The following is a 12,232-nucleotide window of genomic DNA, read 5'->3' as shown; positions in this document are numbered from 1 at the left end:
GGAACGATGGCGGAGTCGGCGTCCGGTACCGCGAGCCGGCCTTCGGCGACGAAACTGCTGGTGCTCGGCGTGGTGCGGATGCACGGCCGGGCGCACGGCTACCAGGTGCGCCGGGAGCTGCTGTCGTGGTCGGCGGACAAGTGGGCCAACGTCCGCCCGGGTTCGATCTACAACGCGCTGCGCAGGCTGACCGCGGACGGGCTGCTGGCCGCTGACGAGTCGGAGCCGGGCGCGGCGGGGCCGGAGCGGACCACCTACCGGCTCACCCCGGACGGCGAGACCGAGCTGGACACCCTGCTGCGCCGGACGCTGCTCGACCCGGACTGCGGGATCGCGGTCAGCGCGGCGATCCCGTTCCTGCCGTTCCTGCGGCGCAAGGAGCTGATCGACCTGCTCCGGCACCGGCGGGTCAGGTCGCGGGCGGCGCTGAGCACCACCGAACACCTCGTCGAGGGCAACGACGAGATGGGCAAGCCGGCGCACGTGCGCGAGCTGTTCCGGCTGTGGGCGGTCTCGATCGAGGGCGACCTGCGGTGGATCGACGAGCTGGTCGAACGCCTGGAGGCGGGCGAGTACCGGCTCGCGGACGACTAATCAAAGTTGACTAGATGGTGGCGGATCCAGCATGCTCGCCGAGTAGTCAAAATTGATGAAAGGGGTTCCGTGATCCACGCACGCGGCCTGAGCCGCCGCTTCCGCGATGTCGACGCCGTCCGCGAGCTCGACATCGACATCACCGAGGGGGAACTCGTCGGGTTCCTCGGCCCGAACGGCGCGGGCAAGACCACGACCATCCGCATGCTGACCACGCTGCTGCCGCCGACCGCGGGCGAAGCCACCGTCGCCGGGTGCGACCTGCGGACCGATCCCGTCGGCGTCCGCCGCCGGATCGGCCACGTCCCGCAGAGCGGGTCGGCCGGAGCGGATCGCGAGGTCGGCGACGAGATCCGCATGCAGGCCCGGTTCCACGGCCTGTCGGCCGCGCGGGCCCGCGCCCGCTGCGCCGAACTGCTCGGCGCGCTCGGTCTCGACGGCCTGGACCGGCGGCCGGTCGCCGCGCTGTCGGGCGGCCAGCGCCGCAGGCTCGACATCGCGCTGGGCCTGGCCCACACGCCGCGCCTGCTCTTCCTCGACGAACCGAGCACCGGGCTCGACCCGCAGAGCCGCGCTGGCCTGTGGGAGCTGATCCGCGAGCTGCGCGCGGAGCACGGCATTACGGTCCTGCTCAGCACGCACTACCTCGACGAAGCCGACGTGCTGTGCGACCGGCTGCTGGTGATCGACAACGGCCGGATCGTCGCGACCGGCACGCCGGACGAGCTCAAGCAGCGGGTTTCGGGCGACCTGGTGCTGTTCTCCTGCTCCGACCCCGAGACGGCCGCGACCGCCGTGCGCGGGCTGCCGCAGGCGCGGGACGTCCGGTTCGACGCCGACGGGGTGCGGTTCCGCACCGACCGCGGCGACGAGGCGCTGGCGGCGCTGCTGCGAGTCGTCGAGCCGTCCCGGCTGACCTCGCTGCGGGTGCGGCGGCCCAGCCTGGACGACGTGTTCCTCCAGCTCACCGGACACCGCATGGAGGCCGCCGATGCCGCGTGACGTCTGGCTAGTGTTCCGGCACGCGATCGTGCCGACCCTGCGCAACCCGCTCGTGCTGGCGATCGGGCTGGTGCAGCCGGTGGTCCACCTCGTGCTGTTCGGCCCGCTGCTGGTCGGCTCCGGTGGTGCGTCCTGGGAGTCGTTCCTGCCCGGGGTGCTGGTGATGCTGGCGATGTTCGGCGCGGGCTTCGCCGGGTTCGCGCTGATCCCGGACCAGCGGTCCGGGGTGCTGGACCGGATGCGGGTGAGCCCGCTGAGCCGGAGTGCGCTGCTGACCGGGCGAGTCCTGCGCGACACCGTCGTGGTCCTGGTCCAGGCGGTGGTGCTGATCGTCCTCGCCGCCGTGGCGTTCGGGATGCCGGTGTCGTTTTTGTCCGTGCTGTTGGGGCTGGTGCTGCTGGGTCTGCTGAGCGCGGCGCTGGCGGGCGGTTCGTACCTGCTCGCGCTGCGGCTCACCAACGAGTACGAGTTCGCGCCGGTCGTGCAGAGCCTGTCGATGCCGTTGCTGCTGCTGTCCGGGTTCCTGATCCCGATGGACGTCGGGCCGGAGTGGTTGCGGGCGCTTTCGCGGGTGAATCCGATGACTTACGTCGTCGATGCCGAGCGGGCGCTGTTCTCCGGGGAGGTGTCTTTTGTCGTGTTCGTCGGGGTCGGGGTTTCCGGGGGTTTGGCTTTCGGGGTGCTCGGGGTGGGGGTTTGGGTTTTTCGGCGGGGGTGATTTGGGGTTTGCCGGTTCGGGTTCCGTTGCGTGGGTGGTTTCCGGGGCTCTCGCCGACCCCGGACCCCCGGCAGGTCTCCGGGATGAGATGGGGCGGTCCGCTGCGGTTCGGTTGGGGTGGTTCTCATCCCGTCGACCTCCACGGAGGGCTATCAGACCGCGTCAAGGGGGCCTTATTGCTTGGCCGCTGCGGTTTTCTTGTCTGTGCCCCCTTGACACGGCCTGATCGGGCTGCGCCAGGTCGACGGGATGAGAACCAAACCCCGCCCTTGTAGGTGGGGACTTCTTTGCCGCTGGGCGCGTTGGTTGGGCGGTTTGGCTGCTATTCCAGGTCGGCTCTGAAGAAGTCGACGTTGTACGGGGCCCACTGGGTCATCGTGAAGTAGACCGCCGGGCGGTCCGCTGCCCACGGGTGCTGGAAGCCGCCGTACAGGGCCGGGTAGTCGGCGCCCGAGACGAGTACCTCGCCCGGTGTCCACGGGCCGGTCAGCTGGTCCGCTGTGCGCAGCACGATCGCGGCGCGGTGCTCGTCGAGGTGGATCGCGAACCAGCAGCCGAAGTGGTGGTTGTACTGCACCGACAGTTCCGCGACCGGTGCGGTCAGGACCTCCGCCGCGGCGAACGGGTCGCGGCCCCAGCGCTCTCCCGTCCAGTACTCGTACTCCGACGGGTCGAGCAGGTCGGCGCTGCGCGCCAGTCGTGCCGGGCCGAACCTGCCGCTGGGGGTGCCGAGCAGGTGCACCCGTCCGTCCACGACCCCGGCGAAGCCGACCATCTGGAACGGGTGGCCGCCCTGGTCCCGGCGGCGGAAGCGGCTCGTCCAGCGCTGGCGGCGGTTCGGCCAGACCGCCTTGCCCGACTTCGTCCAGGTCTGGCCGCCGTCGTCGGAGTGGGCGATCCCGGCGTAGTTCGTGTGCCAGACGCCCGGCATTCCCCAGCGCAGGACCGACATGTAGTGCAGGTAGTTGCGGCCGTCGACCGCGATGCCCGACGTCGGGATCACCGTGTGCTCGCGGGCGCGCCGGTCCGGGGGGACGAACTGGGCCGCCGTGCCGTCCTCGCGCTGGAGGACCGAGTCGAACCGCAGACCCGCGTCGAGATCGGTGTTGGTCGACCTGGCCAGCACGTTGAAGCGCCAGTCGGCGCTGTGCGGGCCCGCTCCGTGGCCGCCCCACCCCGCACCGTAGGTGTCGCCGAACGCGGCGAGCACCCCGCCGCGACCGTCGTCCCACAGGATGCCGAGGTCGGTGGCGGTGATGCCGAACCTGCTCGCCGTCCGGTTGGGCGACTCCTCGCCGGTGCTGCGGCCGATCCTCGTCACCCCGGTCACCCGCACCATGTCCTCCACCGTACGAGTGAGCTGGTCATACTGGCCACGTGCGAGTTTTCACCCGTCCGGTCGATGGTCGTTCCTCCGCCGAGGACGTGCTGCGCCGGCTCGCGGCGCGCGCCCGGCGGCGCGGCCTGCCCGCGCCCGCGGCACTGACCGGCGACTGGTTCGGCGGCGGCGCGGTGCTCGCGCCTTCGGTCGCCGTGCGGCCGACCGCCGAGCCGCCGGTGGACGTCGAGCCGGGCTGCGGCCCGGAGGTGGGCGGCGGCTGGATCGGGTACCTCGGCTACGGCCGGACCGATCCGGGCACCCACCCGCAGCCGCGGCGGCTGCCGGACGCGGCCTGGGGCTGGACCGACCACGTGCTGCGCCGGGACTCCGACGGCCGCTGGTGGTTCGAGTCGCTGGTCCCCGCTTCCTCCGACCTGGTCGCGGAACTGGCCGAGCTGGTGGCAGCCGACGACCGGCCGGAGTGGCCGTGGTGGTCCGGCCAGGTGCGGCGCCCGGACGCCGACCTGTACCGCAAGGCGGTCCAGGGGTGCGTCGAGGAGATCGCGGCGGGCGAGATCTTCCAGGCCAACATCTGCACCCGGTTCGCGCTGCCGTTCACCGGCGACCTGGTGGAGGTCTTCGCACTCGGCAGCGAGCGGTTCCGGCCCGCCCGGGCCGCCTACGTCGCGGGCGACTGGGGCGCGGTCGCGTCGCTGTCGCCGGAGCTGTTCCTGGCCCGGCACGGCCGGATCGTGCACTCCAGCCCGATCAAGGGCACGCTGCCCCGGCGCGGCCCGCAGGACGACGGGAACGCCGAGCGGCTCCGGTCGTCCGAGAAGGACGTCGCCGAGAACGTGATGATCGTCGACATGGCCCGCAACGACCTCGGCCGGGTCGCCGAGACCGGCCGGGTCACGGTCCCGAAGCTGCTGGACGTGCAGCCGCATCCCGGCGTGTGGCACCTGGTCTCGGACGTGCGCGCCGAGGTCCCCGCCGACCTGCCGAACTCGCGGTTGCTCGCGGCGGCGTTCCCGCCCGCGTCGGTGACCGGCGCGCCGAAGGTGCGGGCGCTGGAGGTCATCGCGGAGCTGGAGAGCGCTCCGCGGGAGGTGTACTGCGGCGCCGTCGGGATGGTCTCTCCTGTCGCGGGGCTGGAGCTCAACGTCGCGATCCGGACGCTGGAGCTCGCTGGCGGGATGCTGCGGTTGGGCATCGGTGGTGGGATCACCGCCGATTCCGATCCTGAGCGGGAGTGGCAGGAGTGCTTGACCAAGGCCGCTCCTGTTTTGTCGCTCTTGGGGGGGTGAGGGGGGTCTTTCGCTGGGGGGTGCGGTTTTGTGGGTGGTTTCCGGGGCTCTCGCCGATCCCGGGCCCCCGGCAGGTCTCCGGGACCGAAGCGGCTTTGCCGGTTCGGATTCTGTTGGGCTCGTGGTTTCTGGGGTCCTCGCCGGCCCCAGACCCCTGGCAGGTCTCCGGGACCGAAGCGGCTTTGCCGGTTCGGGTTCTTTTGAGCTCGTGGTTCTGGGGCGCTCGCCGCCCCCAGGCCCCCGGCAGGTCTCCGGGACCGAAGCGGCTCTGCCGGTTCGGATTCTTTTGAGCTCGTGGTTCTGGGGCGCTCGCCGCCCCCAGGCCCCCGGCAGGTCTCCGGGATGAGTGGGGGCGGTTCGCTGCGGTTCGGTTGGGGTGGTTCTCATCCCGTCGACCTCCACGGAGGGCTATCAGACCGCGTCAAGGGGGCCGTTTTGCTTGGGCGCTGCGGTTTGTGCGTTGGTGCCCCCTTGACACGGCCTGATCGGGCTGGCGCCAGGTCGACGGGATGAGAACCAAACCCCTCCCTTGTAGGTGGGGGCTTCTACCCCGCCTCTGTAGGTGGGGGCATTTGCTGGGTGCGTTGGGTGGGTTGCGTGTCGGTCCGTACCGCTACGCGAAAGCGCTGTCCGTCCTCACCTGCGGGCGGACAGGACTGCGTCGTACAGCTCCTTCTTGCGCACTCCGGCCATCTCCGCGACCTCCGCCACGGCGTCCTTCAGCCGGACGCCGCCTGCGGCGCGCTCCTCCACCTGGGCGACCAGTTCCGCTGGGTCCGTCGACTGCACCTCGGCTCCGCCGACCACCACCGTGATCTCCCCGCGCACACCTTCGGCTGCCCACTCCGCGAGTTCGGCCAGTCCTCCCCTGCGGATTTCCTCGTAGGTCTTGGTCAGTTCTCGGCACACCGCCGCGGGTCGGTCGCCCAGCAGCTCCGCCGCGTCCGCGAGGGTGTCGGCGAGGCGGTGCGGGGCTTCGAAGAACACGCACGTTCGCTGTTCGGCGACCAGCCTTCCCAGCCAGCGGCGGCGTTCTCCCTGCTTGCGGGGCGGGAAGCCCTCGAAGCAGAACCGGTCCGACGGCAGGCCGGACACCGCCAGCGCCGTCGTCACCGCCGACGGGCCCGGCAGGCAGGTGACCGGCAGTCCTTCCGCTACGCACGCCGACACCAGCCGGTAGCCCGGGTCGGACACGCTCGGCATCCCCGCGTCGGTGACGAGCAGCACGTTCCGTCCCTCGCGCAGCGCGTCGAGGAGCATCGGCGTGCGGGACGACTCGACCACCTCGTAGTAGCTGACGACCTTTCCCGCCGGGGTTACGCCCAGCGCCGTCGCCAGCGCGCGCACCCGCCTGGTGTCCTCGGCCGCCACCACGTCGGCCGAGGCGAGGGCGTCGGTGAGCCGGGCGGAAGCATCCCGGGCATCCCCGAGCGGCGTGGCGGCCAGCAGCAGGGTGCCCGATCCGGCGACGAGGTCCATGAGCTCAACCCTACGATCTGGGTGTGACTGTCCTCGTACCGAACTCCGGTGGCCGGACCACCGACGAGCTGGTCCAGGTCGGCCGGACGCCGCCCGCGCGCTCGCCGGGCGAGGGCGATCCGCGGCACCTGCTCAGCGTGTCGATGCCCACCGACCGGCTCCGCGGCTGGCTGGTCACGGCCGTGATCGCGCTGCTCGCCGGGCTGGTCCGGTTCTGGAACCTGGGCCACGCCACGAACAAGGGCACCCCGGTCTTCGACGAGAAGCACTACGTGCCGCAGGCGTGGCAGATGCTGCGCAACGGCGGTTACGAGGACAACCCCGGCTACGAGCTGGTCGCGCACCCGCCGGTCGGCAAGCAGCTGATCGCGATCGGCGAGTGGCTGTTCGGCTACACCCCGCTCGGCTGGCGGGTCAGCGCCGCGCTCGCCGGGACGATCATGGTGGTCCTGGTCGTGCGGATCGCCCGGCGGATGACCCGCTCGACGCTGCTCGGCGCGCTCGCCGGGATCCTGCTGATCTGCGACGGCCTCAGCCACGTGCAGTCCCGGGTCGGCATGCTCGACGTGTTCCAGGCCCTGTTCATCCTGGCCGCCTTCGCGTGCCTGCTGGCCGACCGCGACCAGGTGCGGCAGCGGATGTCGCTGGTGTTCGCCGACGGCCGGATCGGCGACTCGGTGTTCGGGCCCCGGCTGGGCTTCCGCTGGTGGCGGTTCGCCGCCGGGCTGTCGCTGGGCCTGACCTGCGGGGTCAAGTGGAACGGCATCTACTACATCATGGCGTTCGGCCTGCTCAGCGTGGCCTGGGACGCGCTGGCCCGGCGGTCTGCCGGGGTGCGGCGGCCGTGGGTGGGCGCGCTGGTGCGCGACACCGCGCCCGCGCTGTGGTCGCTGGTCGCGATCCCGCTGCTGGTGTACTTCGCGACCTGGGCGAACTGGTTCGCCAGCGAGACCGCGACCGACCGGCACGCCGCGATCGTCTCCGACGACGTGGGCCTGGCGTTCCTGCCGGACCCGCTGCGGTCGCTGATCTACTACCAGCTCAACGTGCTGGACTTCCACACCCACCTGTCGACCCCGGCCAACGACCCGCACCCCTGGGAGTCCAAGCCGTGGGCCTGGCCGATGGGCATGCGCCCGATGCTCTACCAGTACGAGACCGGCATGCCCGGCTGCGGCAGGCAGAGCTGCGTCGAGGCGACGATGCTGATCGGCACCCCGGCGATGTGGTGGCTCGCGCTGCCGGTCGCGGGCTGGGCGGTGTGGCGCGCGGCCAGCGGGATGGACTGGCGCTACGCCGCGGTGCTGGTCGGCTACGGCGCGGGCTACCTGCCGTGGTTCGTCAACCTCGACCGGCAGATGTACTACTTCTACGCGACCCCGCTGGCGCCGTTCCTGATGCTGGGGATCGTGCTGGTGCTGGGCGAGATCCTGGGCTCGGCGCGGGACCACCTCGAACGGCGCAAGACCGGACTGCTCGTGGTCGCGCTCTACGTCGGCCTGGTGGTGGCGAACTTCGTGTGGCTGTGGCCGGTGCTCAACGGCGAGCCGATCACGCATGAGCGCTGGCAGGCCGAGCTCTGGCTGCCTTCCTGGCGCTGAGCTGCCCACCCCCAGCGGGCAGCTCGGCGTCCGACGTCAGCCCCGCGGCTCCCACCGGAACCACTGCCGGGCCGCGAAACCGGCGACGACCACCCACGCCACCAGCGCCACCAGCGCGGGACCGGCCCCGCCGAGCTCCCCGCTCAGCGCCCGTTCGACCAGGTCGCCCACGGCACCGCCGGGGATGAGCAGCGGATGCCACGCGCTGCTCAGCGATCCCCACACCGCCCCGCCGAACAGGACGATGAAGAACGGCAGCGTGGTGATCTGCGCCTGCTCCGGTGTGGACGTGCGACCGCTGGTCGCGATCCCGGCCGCCAGGCACAGCACGAGCCCGCCGATCACGGCGACGGCCACCAGCAGCAGGCCGACTCCGCCGACCGGCGCCCCGAAGGCGGCAGCGATCCCGAGCATCACGGCCGACTGCACGACCCCGAGCAGCACCACCGGCACGAGCAGTCCCGACAGCACGACCAGCCGCCCGGGCTCGGCGCTGCACAACCGCTTCAGGTACAGGTCCTCGCGGCGGCTGGTCAGCGCGGTGCTGGTGGTGAAGTACACGGTGAACCCGAGCACCACCATCAGCTGGAGGGCGAGGAACATGCCCCACGATCCGTCCGGCGGGCGGACGAACCCGAGGTAGACGCCCATCGCCAGCGGCAGCACCGTGGCGCTGAAGGCCACCATCCTGTTGCGCAGCAACAGCTTGCACTCGGCCATGCCCACGGCCATCAGCGGTGAACTCATCGGACCCCCTCGCGCACGGAGTGGAAGATGTCGTCGAGCGACGCGTGCCGGGCCCGCAGCCCCGACAGGCGGACGCCGTTGTCCCCGGCCCAGTCCAGGAGGACGTGCAGATCGCGCTGGAGCTCCCGGGTCCGCACCCGCACCCTGCCGTCGGCACCGCGGACCTCGCCGGTCAGCCGGGGCAGCTCGACCGGCCGGTCGAGCACGAAGTCGATCCGCGCCTGCTCGCTGGCGAGCACGTCGACCAGCGAGCCCGAGACCGCGATCCGGCCGTCGTGCATGATCGCCAGCCGGTGCGCCAGCCGCTCGGCCTCCTCCAGGTAGTGCGTGGTCAGCAGAACCGAGGTGCCCTCGGCGAGCAGCCCGCGCACGACCTCCCAGGTGGCGCGGCGCGACTCGGGGTCGAGCCCGGTCGTCGGCTCGTCGAGGAACAGCAGCTCGGGTCGGCCGAGCACGGCGAGCACCAGGTCGAGCCTGCGCTGCTCGCCGCCGGAGAGCTGCTTGACCGCGACGTCGCGCCGCCGTGCCAGGTCGAGCAGCTCCAGCGCCTGATCCGCCGGTGCCGGGCGGCGGACCATCGACCGCCACAGCCCGACCGTCTCGGCGACCGTGAGGTCACCGGCGAAACCGCTGCGCTGCAACATGATCCCGACCCGGCCGCGCACCTGCGCGCGGTCCTGCCACGGATCCCGGCCGAACACCCGCACCGAGCCCGCTGCCGGCCTGCGGTGCCCCTCCACCGTCTCCATCGTCGTCGTCTTGCCCGCGCCGTTGGTGCCGAGCAGCGCGAACAGCTCGCCCGGGCCCACTTCGAAGTCGATGCCGCGCACCGCCTCGAACTCGCCGTAGCGGCAGCGCAGCCCGCTCACCGCGATCACTGGTGCTGTCATGCCCGCAAGCCTCGCCCGGGCAGCGTCCCCGCCGGTAGAGCGAACCGTCAGCAGCATCGATGACGGATGTCATCGCGACCGGTGAGGCCCGTCAGCAGACACCCCGCCGATGATCGACCATGCTGTAGTGGTGTCCGATGCTGCAGCGGTGCCCGATCCGGCTGAGTTCGACAGCCGCCGCATCACCCGGCTGCGCCGCTACACGTGGTGGGTGATCGTCCCGACCCTGCCGCTGTTCGCCGTCGCCGCGACGGTCCAGTCGATCGTCGCCGCGGCACCCGGCGCCTACCACGGGGCGCACGCGCTGGTCATGCTCGCGATCCTGATCGTGCTGGGCGTCGAGGGTTTCCGGTTCTCGCTGGGCATGATGCGCGGCCTCGGCCAAAGCGAACAGCACCCCGCCGAGCAGATCGCGGTCTTCGCACTGTCCATCGCGGGGCTGGTCTACGCGGTCTCGCTCTCCCCGGTCAACGTCCTGACCTGGACGCTGCCCCCTGCCGGGCTGGCCGGGATCCTGGTGGCCGCCGCGCCCCGCCGCTTCCGGGCCCCGCTCGCGGTCGGTCTGATCCTGCTCGTCTGCGGTGCCGCGACGGGGCTGATGATCCTGCTGGGCAAGGCGATCGTGCTGATCAACATCCTGGTCTACAGCGGAACGGTCACCGCGATCACGACGTTCGCGATGCTGTTCCAGGCGTGGATCTGGGACGTGGTGCTCGAACTCGACCGGGCGCGTTCGGTGTCCGGAGAGCTCGCGGTCGCCGAGGAGCGGCTGCGGTTCGCCGCCGACCTGCACGACATCCAGGGCCACCACCTCCAGGCCATCGCGCTCAAGGGCGAGCTCGCCGAACGGCTGGTCGGCGTGGACGACGCCGCCGCCCGCGCGCAGGCGGCCGAAATCGCCGAGCTGGCCAGGAAGGCGCTGAAGGACACCCGCGACGTGGTGCACGGGTACCGGCGCACGACGCTGGCGACCGAACTCGACAACGCGGTGGAGATCCTGGAATCGGCCGGAATCAAGACCACAGTGGACGGAGCGGTCACCGCGGTGGCGCCGCCGCTGGAGCCGCTCTTCGGCGCGCTGGTGCGGGAGGGCGCGACCAACATCCTCCGGCACAGCCGGGCCCAGCACTGCGAGCTGACGATCTCCGCCGACGACGGACAGGTGCGCGTCGTCCTGCGCAACGACGGCGTCCGCCCCAGCACCGGTGCGGCGGGCTCGGGCATCGACGGGCTGCGCGACCGCTTCACGACCGTCGGTGGTCAGGTGCTGGCCGCCGAGCACGAGGGCTGGTTCGAACTGGTCGGACTCGCCGGAGAACCAGGGAGGCCGCGCACGTGATCCGGGTGGTGCTCGCCGACGACGAAGACCTGATCCGCGGCGCCCTCGCGGCGCTGCTCGACCTGGAGCCGGACATCACCGTGCTCGCCCAGGTCGGCGACGGCGCGGCGGCGGTGCGGGCGGTGGCCGAGCACGAGCCGGACGTGGCGGTGTTCGACCTGGAGATGCCGGGGCTCGACGGTGTGCAGGCCACCGCCGAGATCCGCAAGCGGTCAGACCTGCCGATCGTGCTGGTCACCCGGCACGCGCGCCCGGGGGTGCTGCGGCGCGCGCTGGCCGCGGGCGTGCGCGGGTTCGTGCCGAAGACGACGCCCGCGACCCGGCTCGCCGCGATCCTGCGGGACGTCAGCGACGGCGGGCGCTACGTCGATCCGGAGATCGCGGCCAGCGCCCTGACCGCGGGGACGTGCCCGCTGACCGAGCGGGAGCTGGAGCTGCTGCGGCACACGCAGAGCGGCGCCACGATCGCGTCCATCGCCGAGGAGGTGCACCTCGCGCAGGGCACCGTGCGGAACTACCTGTCGTCGGCGATGGCGAAGCTGTCGGTGAGCACCCGGCACGAGGCCGCCCGGCGTGCCTGGGAAGAGGGCTGGATCTAGCGAAACCGCTTGAGGTTCCGCCAAGCGACCCGCTACGACCCGCACTCCTCCCGGGCCTCGGCGACCTGGCTCAGCAGCCGGTCAAACACCTTCTGCAGCAGGTCCGGGTCCGGGTGCGGCAGGCCGGACAGGGCGCTGAGGTACAGCCCGTCGCCGACCAGCCGGATCGTCTCGGCCAGCACCGGATCCCCGACGTAGTCGGTCAGCACCGTCGACCACCGGCCGAAGACGTTGGCCAGCACCTGGGCGCCGTCCTCGTTCAGCCCCTCCGCGCTGCGCAGCGCGGCGATGACCGACCAGTACAGCGCCATCTCCTCGTCCGACCCCGGCAGCGAGGTCTCCAGGAAGTACCGCACGACGTCGACACCGTCCTGCGCGGCCTGCGCGAACTCCGCCTCGGCCTCCTCGTCCAGCCGCAGCGTGAGGCCCTGCAGCATCGCCTGCTTCGAGCGGAAGTGGTAGAGCAGCCCGCCCTTGGAGACGCCCGCCTCGGCGGCGACGGACTCCAGCGTCACGGCACCTGCGCCCTTGCGGAGCAGGATGCGCTGGAGCGCGTCGAGGATGCGGTCCCGGGTGTCGGTGGCTGCCACGGCCTTGCACTATACCGTCCGGACGGTTACTGTACCGTCTGGACG

12 protein-coding genes are annotated in these 12,232 nt (G+C 71.8%); 7 read left to right on the top strand and 5 right to left on the bottom strand.

Annotation, left to right across the window (positions count from 1 at the left end; all coding sequences use genetic code 11):
* Nucleotides 1-6: 6 nt before the first annotated feature.
* The 3 genes from ABD691_RS08950 to ABD691_RS08940 all read left to right on the top strand — a co-directional run bounded on the left by ABD691_RS08950 (nt 7) and on the right by ABD691_RS08940 (nt 2,314).
* Entirely contained in the window at nt 7-594 is a 588-nt protein-coding gene (locus tag ABD691_RS08950; protein ID WP_344679036.1) for a PadR family transcriptional regulator, read from the top strand.
* 69 nt (nt 595-663) lie between these two features.
* Nucleotides 664-1,596, top strand: a complete 933-nt coding sequence (locus ABD691_RS08945) for an ATP-binding cassette domain-containing protein (protein WP_344679034.1) — start codon at nt 664-666, stop codon at nt 1,594-1,596.
* Nucleotides 1,586-2,314 (top strand): ABC transporter permease, encoded by a 729-nt coding sequence (locus ABD691_RS08940; RefSeq protein WP_344679033.1) that lies wholly within the window; start codon nt 1,586-1,588, stop codon nt 2,312-2,314. The genes ABD691_RS08945 and ABD691_RS08940 overlap by 11 nt, the downstream gene beginning before the upstream one ends.
* A 322-nt stretch (nt 2,315-2,636) precedes the next feature.
* On the opposite strand, the gene ABD691_RS08935 is transcribed toward ABD691_RS08940, so the two are convergent.
* Nucleotides 2,637-3,653, bottom strand: coding sequence for a glycoside hydrolase family 183 protein (locus ABD691_RS08935; protein ID WP_344679032.1), 1,017 nt, complete (start codon nt 3,651-3,653; stop codon nt 2,637-2,639).
* Between the two features lie 38 nt (nt 3,654-3,691).
* Between ABD691_RS08935 and ABD691_RS08930 the strand changes: the two genes are divergently transcribed.
* The gene (locus ABD691_RS08930; RefSeq protein ID WP_344679031.1) at nt 3,692-4,942 is read left to right on the top strand and encodes an aminodeoxychorismate synthase component I; all 1,251 of its coding nucleotides are present in this window, start codon (nt 3,692-3,694) and stop codon (nt 4,940-4,942) included.
* Nucleotides 4,943-5,578: 636 nt separating this feature from the next.
* Here the strand turns inward: ABD691_RS08930 and rsmI are convergent.
* Nucleotides 5,579-6,421 (bottom strand): 16S rRNA (cytidine(1402)-2'-O)-methyltransferase, encoded by an 843-nt coding sequence (rsmI, locus tag ABD691_RS08925; RefSeq protein WP_344679030.1) that lies wholly within the window; start codon nt 6,419-6,421, stop codon nt 5,579-5,581.
* Between the two features lie 23 nt (nt 6,422-6,444).
* Here rsmI and ABD691_RS08920 point away from each other — a divergent pair, with 23 nt between their 5' ends.
* Complete coding sequence (locus tag ABD691_RS08920; protein ID WP_425565025.1) at nt 6,445-8,022, top strand: dolichyl-phosphate-mannose--protein mannosyltransferase; 1,578 nt, start codon at nt 6,445-6,447, stop codon at nt 8,020-8,022.
* Nucleotides 8,023-8,058: 36 nt separating this feature from the next.
* Here the strand turns inward: ABD691_RS08920 and ABD691_RS08915 are convergent, their stop codons facing one another.
* Together ABD691_RS08915 and ABD691_RS08910 are read right to left on the bottom strand one after the other, a co-directional pair.
* Entirely contained in the window at nt 8,059-8,769 is a 711-nt protein-coding gene (locus ABD691_RS08915) for an ABC transporter permease (protein WP_344679029.1), read from the bottom strand.
* Complete coding sequence (locus tag ABD691_RS08910; RefSeq protein ID WP_344679028.1) at nt 8,766-9,659, bottom strand: ABC transporter ATP-binding protein; 894 nt, start codon at nt 9,657-9,659, stop codon at nt 8,766-8,768. Before ABD691_RS08910 ends, ABD691_RS08915 begins: the two co-directional genes overlap by 4 nt.
* Nucleotides 9,660-9,789: 130 nt before the next feature.
* Between ABD691_RS08910 and ABD691_RS08905 the strand changes: the two genes are divergently transcribed.
* Both ABD691_RS08905 and ABD691_RS08900 read left to right on the top strand, forming a co-directional pair.
* On the top strand, nt 9,790-10,998 hold the full coding sequence (locus tag ABD691_RS08905) for a sensor histidine kinase (protein WP_344679026.1): 1,209 nt from the start codon (nt 9,790-9,792) through the stop codon (nt 10,996-10,998).
* Nucleotides 10,995-11,597, top strand: coding sequence for a response regulator transcription factor (locus tag ABD691_RS08900; protein ID WP_344679025.1), 603 nt, complete (start codon nt 10,995-10,997; stop codon nt 11,595-11,597). Before ABD691_RS08905 ends, ABD691_RS08900 begins: the two co-directional genes overlap by 4 nt.
* Before the next feature lie 32 nt (nt 11,598-11,629).
* On the opposite strand, the gene ABD691_RS08895 is transcribed toward ABD691_RS08900, so the two are convergent.
* The gene (locus tag ABD691_RS08895; protein WP_344679023.1) at nt 11,630-12,187 is read right to left on the bottom strand and encodes a TetR/AcrR family transcriptional regulator; all 558 of its coding nucleotides are present in this window, start codon (nt 12,185-12,187) and stop codon (nt 11,630-11,632) included.
* Between the last annotated feature and the right edge of the window lie 45 nt (nt 12,188-12,232).

The organism is Saccharopolyspora taberi (genome assembly GCF_039534165.1).
GTDB classification, from domain to species: Bacteria; Actinomycetota; Actinomycetes; order Mycobacteriales; family Pseudonocardiaceae; genus Saccharopolyspora_D; species Saccharopolyspora_D taberi.
This window is presented reverse-complemented; position numbering and strand designations above follow the sequence as displayed.

Excerpts from the sequence above, each read along its gene's own strand:
- ABD691_RS08940 (WP_344679033.1), top strand. The coding sequence starts at position 1,586 with ATGCCGCGTGACGTCTGGCTAGTGTTCCGGCACGCGATCGTGCCGACC.
- ABD691_RS08950 (WP_344679036.1), top strand. The coding sequence starts at position 7 with ATGGCGGAGTCGGCGTCCGGTACCGCGAGCCGGCCTTCGGCGACGAAA.
- ABD691_RS08910 (WP_344679028.1), bottom strand. The coding sequence starts at position 9,659 with ATGACAGCACCAGTGATCGCGGTGAGCGGGCTGCGCTGCCGCTACGGC.
- ABD691_RS08935 (WP_344679032.1), bottom strand. The coding sequence starts at position 3,653 with ATGGTGCGGGTGACCGGGGTGACGAGGATCGGCCGCAGCACCGGCGAG.
- rsmI (WP_344679030.1), bottom strand. The coding sequence starts at position 6,421 with ATGGACCTCGTCGCCGGATCGGGCACCCTGCTGCTGGCCGCCACGCCG.
- ABD691_RS08915 (WP_344679029.1), bottom strand. The coding sequence starts at position 8,769 with ATGAGTTCACCGCTGATGGCCGTGGGCATGGCCGAGTGCAAGCTGTTG.